We start from the raw sequence: 19,455 nt of genomic DNA, 5'->3' as shown, positions 1-19,455 counted from the left end.
TGTAAAAGGCGGGCTGTTACTTCCGGGAATTGTCGGAATTGTTTGAGCTGTCCGAGTTATCAACTGGCCCCGGTGAGTAGTTCGCGCAGCTAGCGCCTAAGCAGCTATCAGCGTATCGATCGCCATGCCACTGGTCGCCACCAACACTGTCACCGCCGATATTGGTACTAGAGTCGTTCACCTGCCGGCCACTAATCAAGTCTCGGCCCGCGTAAGTACTGTGGTCATTCACCCGGTCACCGCCGATCTGGTCACCACCGACCGACAACGAATTATCAATGTAACTTCGGTCCATCGAGGTAACGGCGCCGGTAACGCCCACTAGCGCATCTGACCATTGCTCGCCAACTAAATACGTCCCATAAATGGGTAAAGCCATGGATAACGTTTTATCCAGCAAGCCCCACGCCGGGTGATAGTCATTGCGCGGCTGAGGCGTACTCACCTTATTGCCCTCTTGTGCGACCATGACGCGGCATAGATCCGTTTCACAGCTGGCCGCCTGGGCCGACAATCGCGCCTGACGTGCTTGCTCAGCCGCCGCCCACTGCAGCCAGCGGTCGTCAGGTTGATTACTCGCACAGCCAACCATGGCCAGCCCCATCACTAACAATAAAATAATCCGCATAACCTACTCCTGCTCTGGTTGATGGTATTCTTGGCCGATACAACGCAGCGCAGGAATGCCGTTTTCTTCGGTAAAATAATCTGCCCACCGGATGGCGAACAGTCGTTGGTGGGTGTTCGTAGAATCGTCCTCGATGGCGGCTTTCATTGCCCATGACGCGGTATAAAGCTCTTGCTTATAAGCCTGATAGCGCGCTGCAATTTCCGACAGAAGAGCGATAGAGCAAGGGTGATCGGCGTTGTCTTCATCGCGCCACACCGCCGGCAGAGACTCGGGCGCCGGGTTTAGCGAGTACAGCAAAAGGTTTTCGCGCAGCACTGTCAGTGACGATTGGTCAAACTTCCAGCGAGAGCCATCGCTGATACTCAAGACCAACGACGGGCTTTCAAGCATAAGGGCACGCTCGTAGTTTCTTTGAGCGCGGAGCTCAACTTTGCATTCGTTAAGCGGCTTGTCGTGAATGATCCAGGTGTTTGCCCACACGCCATTGGCTTTGCTGGTCGGACCCTCGGTAACGTACTGCCAGGGCTGCAACTCAGGCTCGGGCGTATTAACGATTTCGACCTTAGCCACACCGATTGACGTTAGATCAGCCTCACTGAGCGTGTCGACGCTTTGCACGCTGCGGTAACCCTTTTTGCCATTTACTTCTATCGGCTTTGCGAGAAAGCGAGACTTCACCTGATGATCGTGAATAACGTTTTGGCTAACAATATCGATGTACTGCATCAGTCTTTAAGCTCCCATGTAATATTTGCCGCACCACCGTTTTTGGCGCCAATGATCGTGCTGCCAGAGAGGTAGCCGCCATCGCCGCCATTGCCCGATGCGTTTCGGTTGTAGTTGGATTCATACGGAGGGGCGCTATATCGGCGAAACGCACCGGCCCCTTGGTTCCCGCTGGCAATGGTTGTTCCCTTAAAGCTCATGTCTGGACGTTTCGTGCCACTGCCGGCCTGGCGATTAATTCCGTCGCCGAGCGTGCCGCCTGTACTTGACCCCGCAGTGCCACCCGTCGGCAGAGTAATGCTGTCTCCGGGCTCTAGGTTCACCTCAAAGGTTTCTATGGCCCCGCCGCTCGCTCCATCGCCTTCATAAAAATCAACGATTTGAACTGACGTGTTGCGGATAACAACGGAGCCACCACCACCGCCGCCCGGGGCTTGAATGGTTAACTCGACAAGAGCGCATGAGGACAGGTCAAGCGTGACGCCGGAGTAGGTATTGCTAGTCTCCCCCCGCATCATCATTTCGCCGGCGATTTCTTTGCCGGGCGTTTTAAGGCCCAGCTGCGATCCCATCATAATTATGTCCTTGAGTCAGACTTGGTGAAGAACACTTTTGAGGGCGTCATGGGCGACCAGTAAAACTCGACCACATCGGTTTCCTCGTCGCCTGAGCGATACGTTGTAGCACCGAGGAATTCAACCGTTAGGCCTCCAGCAAGAAGCCAAGTAAGCGTAGGCTTTCGCCCCGCGCGCATCATCTGAATTGAGCAACGGTATATCTGGTCGCCAGAGGTGGGAATGTTGTTAATGTCGATGATGAATGAGCCGCTTGTGCTGATACTGGGATCGTTAAAGTTGAGCATGAAGGCAGAGCCCTCGTCACAATCAACGGTCGCAGTAATGGAATTGCTGGTCTCGTCCGAGCTATCAAAAACAAATTCAGGCGGGCCAGAGAAGCCGCTGCCACCGCCGGAGCCTACGGGCAGCCATCCAGACCAGGTGCCTGAAAGTTTTACATTTTTATACTCTTCACCAGTTGTAGTAACCAGCTTTAGAATTTCAGTCGTGCTTGTAAAGTACACTCTCTGAAAAAAGGCACTATTAGCTGTCGGAACATTCGCGGGTAAAGACCCTGAGCTGTACCGATAAAACGCATTGCTATTCGAATCTAGCGCCGGGAGGTTCTCTAAGTCCGACGAACTGTTAATACCAATAGCGCTGCCGAATCCCATCCACCCAGTGGTAACCGCTCGGCCCGCAGTGGTGTCAATGAGAGACGACACAGCATCAAGCTCAGCAGCAGTCCCTAAGCCGTTTGGAGTTGCTATTGGTTTCCATCCTGACCACGTTCCACCCGTCTGAGTATTCCTCCACTTTGCCCCTGTGTAAGCATCGGTATACACCAGAACCTGTCGAGAAGAGAAGCGTTGAGTGCGGGAAACATAGGCGTCTCCACCGCCTCCGACTGTAGCATCGTCTGGCGTGTTAGCGGGAAAATCTCCGCTGTGGATTACGTAGTTTACGTTGGCCCCTGAACCTATAGACGGTAGGCTCAGCAGGTCATCACTACTGGTCAACTGGATAGCCATGCCCTGCCCCATCCAGCCAACGGTAGGGACGCGGCCCGCTGTTGTGTCGGTGTTGCTGCTAGTCTTTTGTAGGTTGCCTGCTGTCCAATACTCGTCCGCTTCCCAAGTCGATCTCCAAGTAGTCGCAAAAATACGCATAGCTCTACGGGGCGGGTAGTTAAGTGTAGTGAACGTAATAACAGCCACACCCGAGGAATACCGGTCTACTTCTACAGTACCATTCGCAACCCCAAACGGAATATTATCTTGAAGAGAACTGATGATACGATAAGAACCCGAAGGAACACCTGTCGGGTCTGCGTCCATATCCGATAGAGGATAGTTAGGATAGCTGGTACTAGCAACACCATAATCCTGTAGCTGTTTCATACCACCAGCAGCATCCAATAGCTTGCCCGATGTACCTGCGCTAGCCTCGGCTATGGTGGCTACTCTTGAGCTTGTAACAACGGACTCCCAAGGCTCCCACGTTGTTCCGCCGTCAGACGAATAACGATAAAAATTCTCAGATGGGTCAAGTCTATCGCGAATGTTCTGCTCAACGTATGCGCCGTAAACTTTAACATCAAGGAAGCTATACCTACTTGTAGGCTTGTCGGTGGGATCATTTGTTGTTATGTAATATGAGCCTTGATTTACAACATCGCCAATTAACGCTGGAGCGATACCAGATAAAGAGCTAACACCATATTTGGCCAGTTGTGCTATACCGCCAGCGGCGTCCAATATCTTACCGGCAGTCCCGGCCTCAGCCTCAGCCGTACTAGCCACGTCCGAAGTAAAAATTAACGTGGATAAAGCCGGGCCTTCTTTAAGAAGATCGCCGGAATTATTGCCAAACAGCGCGAGATTATTAACCGAGCTGGTCGCGGGGCCGTTTACGTCGCCCGTTCCGGTACCTGCCGGCCCGGGGGGGCCTTCATCACCCTGCGGGCCAACAAGCCCAACCGGCGTACCCCAAGAGCCGGCCGTTTTCGGACCATACAATTCGATGGCCACGTTATCCAAGTAGTAGTCGTCTTCGTCGCCCAGCGCGGCAGAGGGCGCACCATCACCGTTGAGCAAGTTGTTCACGCTGGCGGCGGCAGCCTCAGCCAAGTTCTTTGCCGTTTCGGCATCATCCTTAAAACCCTCGGCGGCGCTTGCGCTATTGGCGGAGCTGGTGGCGCTCGACTCGGAGGCATTGGCAAAGCCCTCTGCACCAGACTCAGCGGAGGCGGCATTAAGAGCACTATCCGATGCCTCACTCGCTTTAATAGTCGCGGTGGTAGCGGCCGCTTGCGCCGCATTTCGAAAATCCAAAGCATCGTCGGCGGCGTCTTCCGCGGCGCTTGCACTGCTGCCGGCACTCGTGGCGCTAGACTGTGCTGCTGCAGCGCTGTCAGAAGCGTCTTGAGCATCATTCTCGGCTTGAGTGCTTGCGGCGACGGCGGTGTTTGAATACTGCAGCGCATTCGCTTCGGATACGGCGGCCGCATTGGCATGCCCCTCAGCTTCATCGCGAAGATTCGCCACAACGATCTCAGAGCTTGAGGCGTTCGACGCTGATTGTTGGGCCGCAGTAGCATAGCCCTGGGCGTCATTCTTATACTGCTCAGACTGGAGGGCAGCCGTTTCCGCTTCACCCTGCGCTACCAGTGCGATAGACGCAGCGTTTTGCGCGGTTGATGCACTACTCGCGGCGGCGGCGCGATCGGCGGCAACCTGATCGGCCAGAGCTTGCGTTAAATCTATGTCCACCAAGCCCAACGAGATCAGCTCGGCTAGGTTCGCGTCTGAGTCATACACGCGGAATATTTCGCGCCGGTGAATCTGGTAGCCGTCAGGGTGATAGCTGCTCACCTCGTAGTACGTGTCGGAATAGTCCGGCCGATTTTCCCACAGCTCAAAAACGGTTTGACCTGATGCGTCGGTATATTGCTCGACCGTGTTCGGCGCTACAGCACCGTTGGGGCCATTACCGAGGCCGCGCAGCTTAATGACGACTCGAGCATTTTCAACCAAGTCACCGTTTACATCATTGATCGTTACAGTAACGTTGCGCGTTTGAATCGCCATTAGAAGAACTTCCTCGGTTTTTTAGCGGCACCATCGGGCGCACCGGAAAAGCCGCGTGATTTTTGGCGGCGGGCACGGCGCGCCTCGCGCATAAATTCGGCTTCGTTGTATTGAGATTGGGCAAGGTCAGTCCATTCTTTGCCCGGTATTTTTTGTATCCGGGCGATGGCGCCCTGGGAGATTGCATCACCCCAGGCATCCACTACTGATTGAGAGACTTTGATTGCCCGAGAGCTGCCGATGGGTACCGGCTCCAGCGCGGCGATAACCGAAAGGTCGTACCCCACAAGCCGGTCGTGCGGGTAAACGTCAAAAGAAAAATCACTGGTTTGCCAGAATCGATACTCAACGCAAGGATCACTACTGCGCTGCAGCTCTTTAACGTCATCGCCCTTGGTGGCAATGATTCGGTCAATGGATATTGCCCGCTGATACTGCGACACAGGCACGTCATAGGTGTTGGTGGCAGGAACAACGCGAACCGGCCCAATATCTTCCAGCCAGAAAAGCGACACGCGGCAAAACTCAACAAGCGCGCGCTTAGTGTGGTAATCGATAAGGTCATACGGCACGCCCTGAATAGCCATGCCAACGTTATTAAAGATAACGTCTATGTCCGACGTTAATCGGTGCGCTTCGACTGTCATAAACCCCTCTTAAAGTCGGAACCCGGGTTCTTTGACGGAGGTAACCTGCTCGCCCTGCAGCTTGATACCCATCATCGAACCGAAGTTATTGAGGTGAGCTTGAGAGCGGTTGATGTTTACGCTGCCCTCAACGTCCTGACCAAACAGCCGATACAGCGCCCACTCAATAATCATGGGCTCATAGGTATCATTGACGCTGGTTTGCGTGCTGCCAGTGACATTCCCATACTCCGCAGGAATGCCGCTGTAACTAATCTGTACGGCTGCGCCATTGGCGGCCGGCGGATTGACGTAAAACAGCAAAGGCTCGCGTTCATCAAACATGAACTCGCGAATCGCCGCACCAGCTGTCTTAGAACGCCAGTCGGGCGATATACCATCCAGATCGCCCACGCTCACACGACGGATAGAGCGACCGGGGCTGCCACTAACCACGTTGTACTTAACCGACAGCAACCGGTGCGGCGCCGGCGAAGATACCGAGCTAATGTCTTGCTCGATGCCCTCGGCACAATCAAACGTAGCGTTCACCGAGTAAGCATCTGGCCGGTAATTCACAATCACGCACTCGGCCTCATGGATCGCCTTGTGAATGTATGCCTCCGGCCAGTTGTCTTGATCGGCATCACGCAGCGCGGTAACAATCGTGTTGGTAATTGCCTCGACTGACGACATGCTTATGCTCCCATTTGTGCCCAGGCAGCACGCACTTGGTCAGGCGTGATACTGGTATCGCCGGCAGCCTCGCGCACGGCGTTAATTTTCGGAGCATTGTTTTTACTAAAGTGCTCGGGGTTGTCAGTTTCAAGCGAAAGAATGGCGTTTTTGATTACGGCATCCAGGCTATCACCAGCATCGTCGGCCTGATCATCGCCAGCGTCTTGATCGTCGCCTTGGTCACCATCGGAATCATCGCCTTGATCGTCGCCTTGGTCGTCGTCATCAAAGTCATCAACCGATGCGGGGATCTTGAAACCTTCGCTTTTAACCGGCGCAACATCGTGCGGCGATTTTTCCGGAAACATCTTTTTAAACTCAGCTTCCAGAACCCACACGTCTTTGTGGCGCAGGAGTCGAGTTGCAATACTGTAGGGAACTTCGTGTGTATCGCCGTAACCGGCCCACACGTAAGCGCTACCAGCGACAGTGTCGCGCTTGCTTGGCTTGCGCCCGATGTAAGTAACGCTCGCCGTTTTACCAGTCATTACGTCCATAACAATTACCTTTGTGGCATAAAAAAGCCCGGCCGAAGCCGGGCAAGCGGGGGGGGGGAGACTACCGAAGTAGGTTTTTACAGAGTGCCGCCATCGACGTACTCAACAACGGCGTCAATCCGACCAGTAGCAGCAGCGCCGCCAACGGTTGCGGTAATGATCACCGGTGCTGAGAACTGAATGGGAGCCGCGGCAGTATCACGACGCCCGGCAGAGGCGCTAGACGCAGAAGCCAGCAAGCCAGCCGCATCGTCAGTGCCTTCACCGCCAGGGAAGCGATAACCCAAAGTAAGTGTGGTTGAAGAGCCGAGGCCGGCATTGATTAAGCGTGCATCCATGAGGCGCGCGCCAGGCGGCAGCACCATAAGATCCACAACTTCACCAATAGCGGCAGCGTCCAAAGTGGCGCCACTGTCATGCACGGCGAGATTGCCGTAAGGCAGAGACATAGCCTGATTGTTAAAACGATCACCTTTCATAGTGGTGCTCCTAAAATTTCATTTCGTGAGAAAGCGAGGGCCGGAACTCCAGCCCTTGCTATGAGCGAGCCCGGATTAACCGGAAACAGCGCAGTCCAGAGCCATCACGCCATGGTCATTAATGCGACCATCGGAACCGCGGAAGCGCATCTTGGCCTTACCGTTGATCCAAGCGATTGAGTGCTCTTGAGCGTTGCCGTGGTCTACTGTCTCGGTGTGCATTGAGAAGTAGTGGCCGCCGCTCTCTTTGGTGCCGTGACGACCGAATGCAGTTGCTAGGGCTTGAGAGCCGATCAGCAGGCCGCGCTCGATCTTGGTAGCCGCAGTGTCTGAGCTAACAGTTGCGTCAGCAGAGTTGGTGCAAACCGCCACGGTAGAGCCGGTGTTAAACGTGATTGGGCGAGACATTTTGCGGATCAGAATGTTTTTCCACATAGCGCAATCACCCGAGAAGATCGGATGCTTGAACTCGCTACCACGCTTAATTGCCTGAGCTTGCAGCTCGCGCAGGGTTTTACCGCCATCGCTGGTCGAGAAGTCGTGCCACATACGCGGGGTCACAAACAGCACATAGAACGGGTCTTCCTCGGCGCGAGGGTCGTTCTCGTACTTGATCGCCTGCAGCGGGTACGACATTTCGTCAGTGATTAAGCGAATCTTGTCCACTTCGTCCATGCTGAACATATCGGCCGAATCAATATCACCGAAGCTGGTGGCGTCGCCGCCCAGCACATGACGGTCATAAGTGGGTGGCGTCAGAGGGTTAACCAAGATTTCGGCAAAGTCTGGATCATTTGCCAAAGGCACGTTCCAGTCAGAGCTAGCATCATCACCGCGAGCACCGGCCAGGTGAACAATGGTCAGCTGGTCATCCAAGCGAGACCACCAAGGGCCGATCATTTTCTTAGCGATCGACTTGAGGTTTTGCTTGGTGCGTTGCTGGGTCATCTTGCCGCCCGACCCAACCGCCTTACGGCCTTGGTTGATTTTGAGGCTGAACTGGCTTGAAGTCAGGCCCTCAACACGGCCGGCCAGCGGCTTGTCACCCATAACGGGCTTACCGCTTAACTGGTGGTACAGGTCAACGGTGATTTCATCGCCTTTTTCTTTCGACAAATCAGTCACGCGCACGATTGGCGCACCGGCACCGGTTTGCTTACGCGGATCAACCTTAGAGTCTTTAATAGACTTTGGAGCCTCACCGGTAAGCAGGTTAGTCATTGAATTGCGGCGACACGCTTCTGCGAAAAGCGCCGCGTTAAAGACGCGGTTACCCGCGGGTGAACCTGTAGGGATTGAAGTTTGTCCCATGACTTACTCTCCTGAGCAGTTAAACAATAAAAACTCAGGCAGGCCGCTTACTGAAAGCCCAGCTCTTCTAGCGCAGCGTCTAGCTGCTCGTCTGAAATTTTGCCGGCAATCATCATGTCAACAAGCTCGTCCTCGGACTTATCCGAGAGCTGTTGACCAATGGATTTTTCAGTAGAGGGCGACTTGCCCATGTGGGATAGCGACGTGGGCGTTTTGCCTTGCTGTTCGGCCTCGGCTACTTTCGCAGCGGCTTTTTCAGCGGCGGTTGGCGCCTTATCGCGAGATTTTTTGCTAGTGGGAGAGTCAACGGCTTCGCCATTGATAAGCTTGCTTCGTCTAACGACTTCGGCAAAACGTTCGGCTTGAGGTCGGCCCTGCCATGCAGGATCGTTAAAGAGTTTCGCATCAATCGCCTGCGCCTCCTTCCATCGCTCAGGGTCTTTACGCCACTGAACAAGATCAGGGTTGGCCGCAATATCACGCTCCACGTCCTCAGCTTCGGAATTGTCGGGCTCACTTGGCTGCTGCAATCGGCCAGACAGATCATCGACCTTCTTGAGTAGCACCCGAATCGACTTTGCGTAAGTCGGATCGAGGTCAGCCATTTCCTCAAGGTTTTTCTCGGTGATGTTGTCGGGGTCATCGAAGTCAATGCCGTTCTTTTCCATGAACGCCTCTAACTTTTTAGACCGCTCAGCCATCTGCGTCAGCTCGCCTATCTGGCGCTTGGCTTCACTCAAGTCAGTTCGCAGCTTTTTGTGCTCCGCGAATGGAATTTCGTGCTTGCCGTCTGCTGTGAGCACTCTTGGCTCGGCTTCGTCTTCCTGCTCGCTTTCTTCGCTATCCGTAGCGGCCGGCTCTTCTGATTCAGTCTCTGGCTTTTCCGTCTGCGCCTGGCCGGACGTATCGCCTTGTTCTTCGTCCTGTTCGGTTTCGGTTTCAACGTCGTCGCGCTCGGGCTGATCTCGGCCTTCTAAAAAGGCGTCGATGCTATCCGGGTCGTCGAGGTCTACACCTGCAGCTACCAGCTCGTCATCAGTAATGTCGTCAAGATTTTCTAAGCTCATACTCTCTCTCACTCAATTTGTCGCATTGATGCGTAGTGGTCCGGTCACGACTCCGGTTTCGTGAAAACTGGGCACAAAAAAACCCGCACTTGGCGGGTTATCTCGTGGGCATAAAAAAGCCCGCTCAGTGGCGGGCTCTATGCTGCTTGTTCGGGTGAAGGCAATCGCTTCTGTTCGTAGTTGATCTCGTCGCGCATCATTCCGGCCAGCTCGCGCTTTTTCTTCGCTATGTCGGTGGCCTTCTCTTTGATTTTCGCGTTGATCTCTTTGATTTCTGCTGCGGTCTTGTCGCGCTCCACTGGAGTCATTTGCTCCATTTGTGCGGCCTTGGCGTTCAGCTCACGCACCTTGGCTTGCATATCGGCCAGCTCTGTTTGCTTGGTCTGTATCTCCAAATCTTCCATCATCTGCTGGATTTGCTGTTTACGCTGCGCCGCCGCCTGCTCTTCCTCGGTCATGTCCTCCGGGTTAATACCAACACCAGAGGCTTGGCGAATACGCTTGAGCACTTCATCGCGGTTCGGAATGTCCGAGAGCTCTACAATCATGTCCACCAGCGCCACCGCATACTGCTCTGGCAACTGTGCAGCCATATCCATAAGCGACTTGGCCATTTGCTGGCGATACCCGGGCGTGTTCTGAATATCCGACAGCACTACGCGGGTTTTGGTGCGCATTACAGAATTGGTAACGCGAGAGATACCGCCGTCATCGATGCGCTTATTCAGCACCACCACTTTCGTGCGCTGCGGCTTGTTGACGTTAATGCGGATCTCGGTTTCTTTCTCGCCAATGTCATCGACGATCAGAGATAACAGCAGCTCGTGCACAGTCTTGCGCGCAAAACGGTAGTTATCGTTGATCTCGGCCAGTGTGGTGGTGCCCTGCTCTACCAGAGAGTCAATGGCCACACCCGAAGTCGCGGCACCCTCTTGCCCAAGTAACGACGAATAAACACCAGCGGTATCCTGCACCAGCTTCATTGAGTCTTGCATGAGCGTGAACTGCTGGTTCGATACACCCATATCGCTTAGCAGCTCAAAACCCCGGCCGCTCTTGTTGTGCCGGTACGGGTTGATATTGATAACGCCGTCGCCCGAATACACCGTATCCAGTAGCTCGTCATCGCTCACGTCGTCAATGGCATCATCATCCTTGACGATCAACTTGGCGTTTAGCAGCCAGGTTAATTTACTGCGACGTTTATTGATCTCGTCTTGCGCCGGCATCATCGAACGGATCATGCCGTAAGGAATGTTCGTGCGGTCTTCGCGGTAACCCCAAAACGGCACATAAGGGAATTTGTTGTGTGTGTACGGGCTTGGTATGTCAGCCAGCCGGTGCGGGCCAACAAAAAACGCCAGACGCATTTTTGGGAACGTGGCCATTTCAACCGTGGCCTTGTTCGTGCTCAGCAGCAGCAGGTGCTTACGGCTCTTCTGGTCGTACTCTTCGACTTGATCGCCAAACTTAATGACCGGGCGGGTCACCCATACGCGATACCACAGCTCAGAAGCCATGGCGCGCTTGCGGTCAGGGTCCCAATAGTCGTGGGTTTCAATGCTGGACGTGGTGTGGATCTGATACGCAGACATTAAGTCCTCGCTCAGCTCGCCGTCTTCGTCCTCACCGAAGTTGCTAAAGTCTTCAAATCCGCTGGCAACAGACTCGATAAGCTCGCGGTGTTTGGGGAATGCCGCTACCAGCTCGTCCACCTCAAGCCAACGCTTGCGCATTAGCCAACGGCAGTCGCTCAGGTCATTGCGTTGCGAGTGCCAATCCCAGAATATTTCTCGACGGTGAACATAATTCACCTCATAGGGATAGCCGAATGGATCGTAACCGCGTGTTACTTCCACCCAACCGAGGCCAGCTTTAATCTCTGCAGCATACGCATCGGCACAAGCGCGGTCAGTGTCGGTAATCCGCGCAGCTTCATGCAGTTTTTCGTTCAAGCCCTCGGCAACATCAGCACCCGTCTCGTCATCGGCCAGAACCTGGCTATCAGTGCGAGTGCGTGCCTCCATTCCCAGCACGCCGTTAATGGTCGGCTTGATCAGGTTGTGAATGATAACCGGCTGGCCGCGCTCTTCCATTTCGTGAATTTCTGCCGGCGTGAACTGCTTATCGTCGTAGTAGTCCGCAGCACGGTCAGACTCGGCACGCCACTTAGGCTGCAAATCAATGTCGCCAACGATCGATTCGAGCTTATCTAAGCCGATCTCGGGCGATTTAGTTTGATCTGTTAGGTGCATATCAGCGTGTTTTCCAGTTGCGTGAGCGTGTTGCGGGCCGGGTACCGGAGCGCTTAAACGGTTTTGTTCGGGCCATATCGAGACCGGTCATGCAGAGGTATCGCGTTGCATCCATGATGTGATCGTTTTCTTTGACGATTTTTCCTTTCTCGTCACGGCGATAGATGCGGTATTCGCTGAGCCAGTTTTGCAGTGTCTTGAACACTTTTAGCTGTCCAGTCGAAAGCATTTCAAAGACGCGGTGGATTCCAGCCTCGACAGCGTTATCAGCTTTCTCAAGCTTTAGCCCCTGCATGGAGTACAGCTCATACAGGTTTTCACCATCCTTCTGGCTTCTGCCTCGTGCGGCCGGATCAATAGCGCCAGGTATCCAATCACCGCGCGTTTTTATCGCGCTAGCGTGAATGCTCGGCTCCGCCTGCCCGCGGTAGTGTTCAGAGTAAAGGTAGGTAACACCAGAGTCGGGGTCAGTCGCGCCCCACACGTTGGCCGTTTTCTTCCATCCAACGTCCATTCCATAGGCTTTTTTCCAGTGCGCCGGGATCATAAACGGATCAACGATGATTTCCGTTTCAGGTACAGGATAGATAGCGCCCGAACCGAGACTTGGAATGCCTTTTGAGCGAGAGTCACGCAGATGGGGCTCACACTCGGCCAGCATCCTTGTCTTTTCTTTTTCTGACAAGTGAGGAACATCGTTCCAGCCTGCCATAATCATCGCGCGCTCGCCGTTGATCTGAACTCGCGCGTCGGTATTTAAGCCTCCCTCGCCAAGATAGCCCTGAACAATCTCAGTTAAGCCATGCAGAGGCGTGAAGGTTTCAATAAGCAAGCCGCCTGTAGTCATCAAACGAATGATGCACTCGGCGCGAATGCCGGGATTTGACTCTTCATCGAGCCAGATAAGTTCTTTCTCTGTGCCTTGGAAGGACTTACGGCCCTGCTCATACGACTTAAAACCAAGGCGACTTAGCTTGCCGCTTACATGCTCAACCAGCACATAATCGACCGCGCCATTACCGCCCTGCCGGTACTTAATGTCGCGAATGTACTTGCCGGGAATCAGTCCGGTGCCGGGCGCTTCCTTTGGCCCGATCATCTTGCCCTGAATAATGTCCCGCACCGTCTCATTGGTATCACCTGCAGCCCAGGCGTCAATGTGATGATCGAAGCGGTGGCCCTCCCACCAATCAGGATAAAGGCCGGTTAAGTGCAGTGTTGTTTCGTAACCACCGCCACCCTCAGTCTTACCAACCCGGTTTGCCGCCATAAAACAGCGCGTCGGGTAAGACTTGCCCAGCTTAAAGAACTGCAGGTGCTGCTTATACAGCTCGCGCCTTAACGGGCCATCATCCAGAAAGTATGTTGCTAGCTTATTTTGTTCTTGCCGCCGTTCCCGCTCTTTCAGCAGCTTATATAATTCGAGCTTGTCAGCTCTGCTTGGCAGTGCGCTTGGCAATTTCTTGCTCCAGCTGCTCGTCGGTCATTTCTTCATACTCGCGGGTGTGCTTGTTATTGGTCTGAATAGCAGCCAAGTCACCGTCCATTTTGTTCAGCTCGGCAATGGCAGCAACCATGCCACGCGAATCGAACACATAACCCAGGCATTCACGATCTTCACCTTGGCCAACATACTTTGGCTCCACCTCAGTCAAACAGCGCTGAGCGGCTTCAAAAAGCATCCGGCGCTTTTGATCCAAAGTGCCAACAAGCTGCCCCTGAGCCTCAATCGAGGCGATCTTAAGGGCAAGATCAGCGTAATGCTGTATATCCGGATTTGTCCGGATTAAATCGCAGCCACACTTATGAGGATTCTTACCTTTACCGCCCGAGTCCTTATACGCTTGAGCCTGGCTGTTGCCATTTGCAAGAGATAGCGCCATCTTCAAGTGAGCGGGCTTCATGCCCTCGGCTAAGTACTCGAGCTGCTGCTTTAACAGGTCGAGTGCTGATACTTCTTCACTCATGGCTTATACCTTGTGGGTGCCTTCAACACCTCGACGCATACGCTCAAGGGTGCGCTGTTGCAGCCAGTGCATCGCCTCTTCGATATGAGTAAGCGCGCAAGCATTAGCCTTACAGGCGTATTCACCTGACTGGAACCCACGAAGACGGTCAGCGACGATCGCCAGCAACACCTCATGAGTCAAACCATTAACGCCGTTACCATCTTCCGAGATTGGCCCATTCTGGAAATTGATCTCCACTGGCAATATATTGTGATGCCCTACGGCATACTTGTGGCATGCCTCGCCATGACCCGGATCATCCAGCACCATCACATCTAGCTGATCGTTTGCCGGGTTTACCTTGTGGTCATTAAGCAGGCGTCGAATCTTTATTTCTGCCAAGGGCTCTTCCATAATCTCTTCGTAAGCAAGCTCCACCATTTCCTCGGTCACCGTCTCCCCGTGACGAAGAGCATTAGCAGCCCGATCAACAGCCGAGACGTCTTCACCCGCATAGCGCGAATGCCCAGCCTCAAAAGCCTCTGCCGGGCTGTAGCTGGTGTAGCCGTCCTCGTATATAACGAAGTAGCCGCCCTCTTCCGGCTTGTGCTTCTCCATCCATTCAGGCGTAACAGGCTGATGACAGCCCACCAGGCCGTCACCCCATACTAGGTTTAATACGTGATCAGCCTCAAATATGTTCCAGATCTTCGCCGCCTTAACGACCTTATGGCACTTGTACTGCGGTAACTTTGGTAAATCACTCATTGTTCGCACCCCGCGATAATTGCATTTAACTCAAGCTCGTATTGTTTGCGCTGTTCGAGCTCGATCATGTAAGCGTCTGTCACTTCGGGCAGATCGCTATCAGCTTTTAGCTTGGCCGTGGCCCACGACGGGACAACCGCGCGCTCTTCTACGCACGGGATCACGACCGGCACATTGCGAGTGCGGTACTCAATCACTGGTGTGGTACCGAAACAGCCGGATACGCACACACACAGAGAGAGCACACTAGCGAGTCGCATTGCGGATCATCTTTAGTCGGATTTCTTCGGGAGTTTTAGCCAGGTCGGCGCGGATTGCCTTTACTTTGGCCTCGTGCTCTACCCGTTGGGCCGCTGCCTCGGCTTTGGCTTCTGCGCGCTTGGCCTCAAGGGCCTTTACGTCTGCTTTATAGCCTTTAATGTCGCTATTCAGCGCCTCATTAGCCGAGCTCAGGCTTGCGATATTCACCTCGGCGAGAGTTTTTGCAGCTCGAGCGTTGATCAAATCGGAATTAAGCGAGCGGGTCTCGACCCACTGCAAGGCGTTCGCGGTTACCAATGCAACAATAATCACCCCGGCAACGTAGAGAAACGCCTTATTGACCACTCGACTTGTACCCCATGCACAAAGAGAACTCGTCACGGCGACGGTTTTGGAGGCCCTGAACGAATTTGAAGCCGTCTGCCGTCTTCACATACGACCAGTTGGGCTTACCGGTGCCGTCATCGAACAGCAGCAGGCAACCCACTGATGTTTGGCCGGCGTTCCAGGCCTTCATTGAGTCGCTGCCGCAAGTCTTGCCCACGCCAAAATTCCAAGCGTGTGACGTGGCGGCATCAAACACCGACTGACTGGGCAGTTCATCGAAACAGGTCAGCAGGCGAGTTTGAACCTTCTCGACAGCCTTACGCTCTTCAAGTCGGCACTGCTCTTCCGTCCAGGTCTCACCAACAACAATGGGCGTGTCCGTAATGTGGCGAGTTAAGCCGCGGCAAACGGTAGGCAGGCCACCGGCCAGGCTATCGGCGTACACGGTGTGTTGCTCGTCGCCTTCCCAGAGGCCAAGAAATGCCAGCAAGCCAACGGACGCTATGGCGAGGGCACCACCGCCCTTAGCAACGCTATTCATCGTTTGGTACGACCGGGTACTGCCCGGTTTCCGCATTGAACTTGCGGCGCTTGTAGTACCAGTTGATGCCGATATTCACCAGCACGCCGATAGTACCCACGACAAAGCCGCCGATAGCACACGCATTTACAACCTCTGGCCCGGGCATAGACAAAATAGCGAGAATTCCGGTCTTCTGAGCGACACCCGCGCCAACCGTCGTACCCATTCCACCTATCGCCGTGCCCTTTGATACAGCAAGGGCCAACTCTGTGCCGTGATTGCTTAGTTGCTGACCCAAATTCATCACCACCTCAATTTGCCGAACATAAAAAAAGCCCCGAACGGATAACCGATCAGGGCTGTTAACGTTTATACGCATTTGGTAGAGCCCGGCCCAACGACGGGGGATCATCAAGGTTGGGGGGAACCGAGCCGGGCTCTTTCAGATGCGCACAAAAAAGGCCGCAGGGGGAAATCCGCGGCCTTTGCTTTCTGCGTGTCGGGAAAACTCCCAACTTAGATAATTCTAGGAAAGCTGATTACCTGTGTCAAACGTTATCGGAAGTCCTTTTAAACTTATCCATTACCCGCTTTATGAAGTCCTTTGGCAGCTTCTCTAGGCTTACATTTTCGGGTGTTCCCTCACCCCCCACCAATCAACTATAAAATCAGCTTATCCCCAAAGCACGCTATATTTTTATCAACAAAAACACTATCTTTTGCAGAAACACAGCCAACCCTATAAAACCCGAGAGCACTTGCCGTACAGCCCGTCCGATAAATTTCAACTGCCTTAGCCCCAGCGTCAGCTGAAATTTCAGAAACTCGCACAAAATCGCGCCTTAGATCCACATCAATCACGCCCGAAGCCCTTCCCACGCGCCGCTCCCCATCCGGCATAATTGATACAACCAAATAGCTACGACTTTCAACATCAGTACCCACAGATCGCTCAACCAACTTATTACGAATCGGAGTAAAAGATTTTACTTTCACTTGCAGCTCCCCAGTTATTGTCAATTGGCTTCAGTGTAAACCCTGCAGTCCGACCCAGCAATTTCTACGCCCTCACCTGGCCCTGGCGCCGTAGAGCTGCTTAACGTGTTTATTTTCTTGGTGTCAGACTCCAAGTAGTGACCAAAAATTAAACCCTGAGCATCATCCCTAACGATTACCTCTAGTCCTCCAATCGTTTTGGCTGAGAATATAAACCTAAAAGCTCCCACGCCTTGGGGATAATGTCTTCTGCGCCATGGGCAAGAGTACGCCATTGCGAAAGCTAAGGCAGACCAGTGAAGACGGCTCATGATGACGAAATCAGCTCGTGCCCTTCCTTTGCCGTAAGCCCTTCTCCTGACCTCGAAACGACACGCAATATCAGCCCTGATCCGAACGGCGTAACAATAAGCCGCCATCGTAAATTTCTTCATTCCAGAAGTAATCACGCTACAACCCCCAGTTCTCTCTGTAAACGTAAATGCGCTTCGGCGTCGCCCTCCGAGCAATCAACCATCATCCCGATAACCCGGGCGATTGGCGGTAATGAGTCCTCGGGCAACGACTTGCAGTAGTCGTAAAATTTCCAGTAGGCGCGGTGCCAGCGGCTGCCGGCTTTGTACTCACCAGACCCCAGGCCCAACAACCGCTCAAAGTCGCTGTACGGTATCCGCCGGCCTTGCTTCCCCGAGCGATCGACAATTGAGTACTCTTGCATTGCCACGCGCGCCAGCATCGGCAGCCTGGGCTCAAGTAGCGCCTGCTCGCCGGTTTCGCTGCTGTACTTGTCCAGCATCCATTGCAGTAAGCGCGACCGCTCAAAGCCGTGGCCGGTACCGGGCGGCGCATAAGCAAACAGGTTCCAGGCATAGAGTACCGGCTCCCGCTGTTTCAGGTTATCCATTGCCTTTTGAATGAATCCCTTTTCAACGTGATCGACGATACGCCAATCCCTATCTGTAAGAGTGCCCCCAAAGCCCTCTTTCAGCTTGGCCGGGTCCATCCCCTTCTCGCCCGTCAGGTATGCCGCGTGTATTGCTATGCGTGCTGTTAGATATTTCATGTTGCCCCCAAGTTAAAAAGTCGCCCGACTGTTTTACTTGCTGCTAATCTTTTACGATGCGCTGTAATTTAGCTCCCGGCCTACCGACCACATCCCACAAAATCACCTTCCGTATTGCCGCTATAGAAAACAGAAAGGAAGCTAAAATAAGCGCGAGCACCAAACCTCCAAATATCACCAACGGAATCACACCCTCACCTCCTCGTCTTAACTAGCTCGATAATGATTTGACCGGATTCGCCCCAGGTCTTTTTTAGTCCGCTGTAGTGCCAGATATGCGCGTCGTCTTGGTGGCACGCATCCGCCAAAGCTTTCAAAAGATTGTCTATGTCCGGCTTTTGCTGGTGCGGCTCACCGAGCATCGCGGCCCGCTTTTTCTTGCTCCACGACTTAGGCATAGGCAGCACAAAATGAATGCTGGCCCCTGCCGGCGGAAGATCCACGCTACGAAGCCTAACCTCGTCGCAAAACGCCCGGTAGCGCATCACTGCCGGCCGCTTTTTCCACTTATCCGAGCGCGTCATTCGCGGCTTTGGGTTCGGTGTTATTGGGTAGACTATCTGCCCCATGAGCGTATTGCCTCCACCACTTCGTCTGGCACCTCGTCACGGTGCGGGTAATCTTCCAGCTGGCGCAGCCATAGCCCTGATTGCGGGCCATACTGCCAGCGGAATTGACGCCGGCCGCCTCTGGTTACCGCCGCATCGGCAAACTCACTCAAGCCGAGCACGAACCAGTGACCGATCAGCACCTTGTTATGCTTGAAACAGCTGCCTTCGCAATGGTGACCTATGACCGGCCCCGGTGCGCCGGTGGCCGCACAAACTTCCCGGCCTTTTATCCAGGCCAAGTGCCGCTTTTCAGCCGCATTGGGGCCGCGCGTTGTTTTTGTGGCTCGTCTCTGCATTAGACACCCACCCGAGCATCAGAAAAAATCAGCACCATCAGGGCGATAAACCAAAGCACAAGGCAAAGGCCGGCGCATAGCGCGGTATCTTCATAGCCGTGCGGCCACGGACGATCTTTTTCGTTATCGTTATTCACTTTTATTTTCTTCCCATTGGAGAGCATCCTTACTTATTAAATAAATAAGCGATATACAGACAGCCTTCTCAAATAACTCGTCAGCCCCATAAAGCACAAGCAGGAGAAACACCCCCGAAGCGACAAGCAACAATAGCTCTACATAACTAAAAACCTTCTTCATCACTTAACCCCCACACATTCAATTTCAAACCGTGTTGTCCGGTAACAGCTCATATCGCCGTGACGGAACATTTCTTCTATCGCGCTCATGGCGTGATCGTTAATAGCGTCGATGGTGGCGAAGGCCTCCAGCTCGCGCTCCTCGTTCTGAGTCATGCCGTTTGGGTAATCGAATAGCACGTTACTTTTACCAGCCAACGGAACGGCTGCGTGTGTGTGATCCAATCGCCGTGATCCTGCATGATCTTTTCGGCACACAAGCGCATTATCGGATTTCTGTGGCCAACGGTGCCCGGAATCCGCTTGTGAGACTCGCTCAAAGGGTCGCGGTCTTCCCAAGTAACTTGCAGGCCTTTAACGCCAGCCCTTGCGCGTTTTTTCATGTT

General features: G+C 53.7%; 24 protein-coding genes. All 24 read right to left on the bottom strand.

What is annotated here, in order from left to right; all coding sequences use genetic code 11:
- Window positions 1-16: 16 nt before the first annotated feature.
- On the bottom strand, window positions 17-628 hold the full coding sequence (locus tag AAC019_RS08465) for a hypothetical protein (RefSeq protein ID WP_339898283.1): 612 nt from the start codon (window positions 626-628) through the stop codon (window positions 17-19).
- A gap of 3 nt (window positions 629-631) precedes the next feature.
- A complete protein-coding gene (locus AAC019_RS08460) occupies window positions 632-1,357 on the bottom strand; it encodes a DUF4376 domain-containing protein (protein ID WP_339898282.1) in 726 nt (241 codons plus the stop codon).
- Window positions 1,357-1,932 carry a hypothetical protein gene (locus tag AAC019_RS08455; RefSeq protein ID WP_339898281.1) on the bottom strand — a complete coding sequence of 192 codons (576 nt, stop codon included), beginning with the start codon at window positions 1,930-1,932 and terminating at the stop codon, window positions 1,357-1,359. The genes AAC019_RS08460 and AAC019_RS08455 overlap by 1 nt, the downstream gene beginning before the upstream one ends.
- A gap of 2 nt (window positions 1,933-1,934) precedes the next feature.
- Entirely contained in the window at window positions 1,935-5,003 is a 3,069-nt protein-coding gene (locus tag AAC019_RS08450; protein ID WP_339898280.1) for a hypothetical protein, read from the bottom strand.
- Window positions 5,003-5,650, bottom strand: coding sequence for a hypothetical protein (locus AAC019_RS08445; RefSeq protein ID WP_339898279.1), 648 nt, complete (start codon window positions 5,648-5,650; stop codon window positions 5,003-5,005). Before AAC019_RS08445 ends, AAC019_RS08450 begins: the two co-directional genes overlap by 1 nt.
- 9 nt (window positions 5,651-5,659) lie before the next feature.
- On the bottom strand, window positions 5,660-6,325 hold the full coding sequence (locus AAC019_RS08440; RefSeq protein ID WP_339898278.1) for a DUF6682 family protein: 666 nt from the start codon (window positions 6,323-6,325) through the stop codon (window positions 5,660-5,662).
- 2 nt (window positions 6,326-6,327) lie between these two features.
- Window positions 6,328-6,864: a hypothetical protein gene (locus tag AAC019_RS08435; protein WP_339898277.1), complete on the bottom strand. Its 537-nt coding sequence runs from the start codon at window positions 6,862-6,864 to the stop codon at window positions 6,328-6,330.
- A 77-nt stretch (window positions 6,865-6,941) separates the two neighbouring features.
- Window positions 6,942-7,343: a hypothetical protein gene (locus AAC019_RS08430; RefSeq protein ID WP_339898276.1), complete on the bottom strand. Its 402-nt coding sequence runs from the start codon at window positions 7,341-7,343 to the stop codon at window positions 6,942-6,944.
- Between the two features lie 75 nt (window positions 7,344-7,418).
- A complete protein-coding gene (locus tag AAC019_RS08425) occupies window positions 7,419-8,654 on the bottom strand; it encodes a N4-gp56 family major capsid protein (protein WP_339898275.1) in 1,236 nt (411 codons plus the stop codon).
- Window positions 8,655-8,701: 47 nt separating this feature from the next.
- Complete coding sequence (locus AAC019_RS08420) at window positions 8,702-9,721, bottom strand: hypothetical protein (RefSeq protein ID WP_339898273.1); 1,020 nt, start codon at window positions 9,719-9,721, stop codon at window positions 8,702-8,704.
- A gap of 137 nt (window positions 9,722-9,858) precedes the next feature.
- Window positions 9,859-11,976 (bottom strand): OmpH family outer membrane protein, encoded by a 2,118-nt coding sequence (locus AAC019_RS08415; RefSeq protein ID WP_339898271.1) that lies wholly within the window; start codon window positions 11,974-11,976, stop codon window positions 9,859-9,861.
- A gap of 1 nt (window position 11,977) precedes the next feature.
- Window positions 11,978-13,435, bottom strand: a complete 1,458-nt coding sequence (locus AAC019_RS08410; RefSeq protein WP_339898269.1) for a terminase family protein — start codon at window positions 13,433-13,435, stop codon at window positions 11,978-11,980.
- Window positions 13,407-13,943, bottom strand: coding sequence for a hypothetical protein (locus AAC019_RS08405; RefSeq protein ID WP_339898268.1), 537 nt, complete (start codon window positions 13,941-13,943; stop codon window positions 13,407-13,409). The genes AAC019_RS08410 and AAC019_RS08405 overlap by 29 nt, the downstream gene beginning before the upstream one ends.
- Window positions 13,944-13,946: 3 nt before the next feature.
- The gene (locus tag AAC019_RS08400) at window positions 13,947-14,693 is read right to left on the bottom strand and encodes a hypothetical protein (protein WP_339898267.1); all 747 of its coding nucleotides are present in this window, start codon (window positions 14,691-14,693) and stop codon (window positions 13,947-13,949) included.
- Complete coding sequence (locus AAC019_RS08395) at window positions 14,690-14,953, bottom strand: hypothetical protein (protein ID WP_339898266.1); 264 nt, start codon at window positions 14,951-14,953, stop codon at window positions 14,690-14,692. The genes AAC019_RS08400 and AAC019_RS08395 overlap by 4 nt, the downstream gene beginning before the upstream one ends.
- A complete protein-coding gene (locus AAC019_RS08390; protein ID WP_339898264.1) occupies window positions 14,940-15,299 on the bottom strand; it encodes a hypothetical protein in 360 nt (119 codons plus the stop codon). Before AAC019_RS08390 ends, AAC019_RS08395 begins: the two co-directional genes overlap by 14 nt.
- Complete coding sequence (locus AAC019_RS08385) at window positions 15,289-15,822, bottom strand: hypothetical protein (RefSeq protein ID WP_339898263.1); 534 nt, start codon at window positions 15,820-15,822, stop codon at window positions 15,289-15,291. The genes AAC019_RS08390 and AAC019_RS08385 overlap by 11 nt, the downstream gene beginning before the upstream one ends.
- Window positions 15,815-16,183, bottom strand: a complete 369-nt coding sequence (locus tag AAC019_RS08380; RefSeq protein WP_339898262.1) for a hypothetical protein — start codon at window positions 16,181-16,183, stop codon at window positions 15,815-15,817. Before AAC019_RS08380 ends, AAC019_RS08385 begins: the two co-directional genes overlap by 8 nt.
- A gap of 281 nt (window positions 16,184-16,464) precedes the next feature.
- Window positions 16,465-16,800 carry a hypothetical protein gene (locus AAC019_RS08375; protein WP_339898261.1) on the bottom strand — a complete coding sequence of 112 codons (336 nt, stop codon included), beginning with the start codon at window positions 16,798-16,800 and terminating at the stop codon, window positions 16,465-16,467.
- Window positions 16,801-17,245: 445 nt separating this feature from the next.
- Window positions 17,246-17,863 carry a hypothetical protein gene (locus tag AAC019_RS08370; protein WP_339898260.1) on the bottom strand — a complete coding sequence of 206 codons (618 nt, stop codon included), beginning with the start codon at window positions 17,861-17,863 and terminating at the stop codon, window positions 17,246-17,248.
- Between the two features lie 194 nt (window positions 17,864-18,057).
- Window positions 18,058-18,432: a RusA family crossover junction endodeoxyribonuclease gene (locus AAC019_RS08365; protein WP_339898259.1), complete on the bottom strand. Its 375-nt coding sequence runs from the start codon at window positions 18,430-18,432 to the stop codon at window positions 18,058-18,060.
- Complete coding sequence (locus AAC019_RS08360; RefSeq protein ID WP_339898257.1) at window positions 18,420-18,770, bottom strand: hypothetical protein; 351 nt, start codon at window positions 18,768-18,770, stop codon at window positions 18,420-18,422. The genes AAC019_RS08365 and AAC019_RS08360 overlap by 13 nt, the downstream gene beginning before the upstream one ends.
- A complete protein-coding gene (locus AAC019_RS08355; RefSeq protein ID WP_339898256.1) occupies window positions 18,770-18,907 on the bottom strand; it encodes a hypothetical protein in 138 nt (45 codons plus the stop codon). Before AAC019_RS08355 ends, AAC019_RS08360 begins: the two co-directional genes overlap by 1 nt.
- A gap of 162 nt (window positions 18,908-19,069) precedes the next feature.
- Window positions 19,070-19,294, bottom strand: coding sequence for a hypothetical protein (locus tag AAC019_RS08350; protein WP_339898255.1), 225 nt, complete (start codon window positions 19,292-19,294; stop codon window positions 19,070-19,072).
- Window positions 19,295-19,455: the final 161 nt, after the last annotated feature.

The organism is uncultured Gilvimarinus sp., from assembly GCF_963975215.1.
Lineage (GTDB): Bacteria > Pseudomonadota > Gammaproteobacteria > Pseudomonadales > Cellvibrionaceae > Gilvimarinus.
This window is presented reverse-complemented; position numbering and strand designations above follow the sequence as displayed.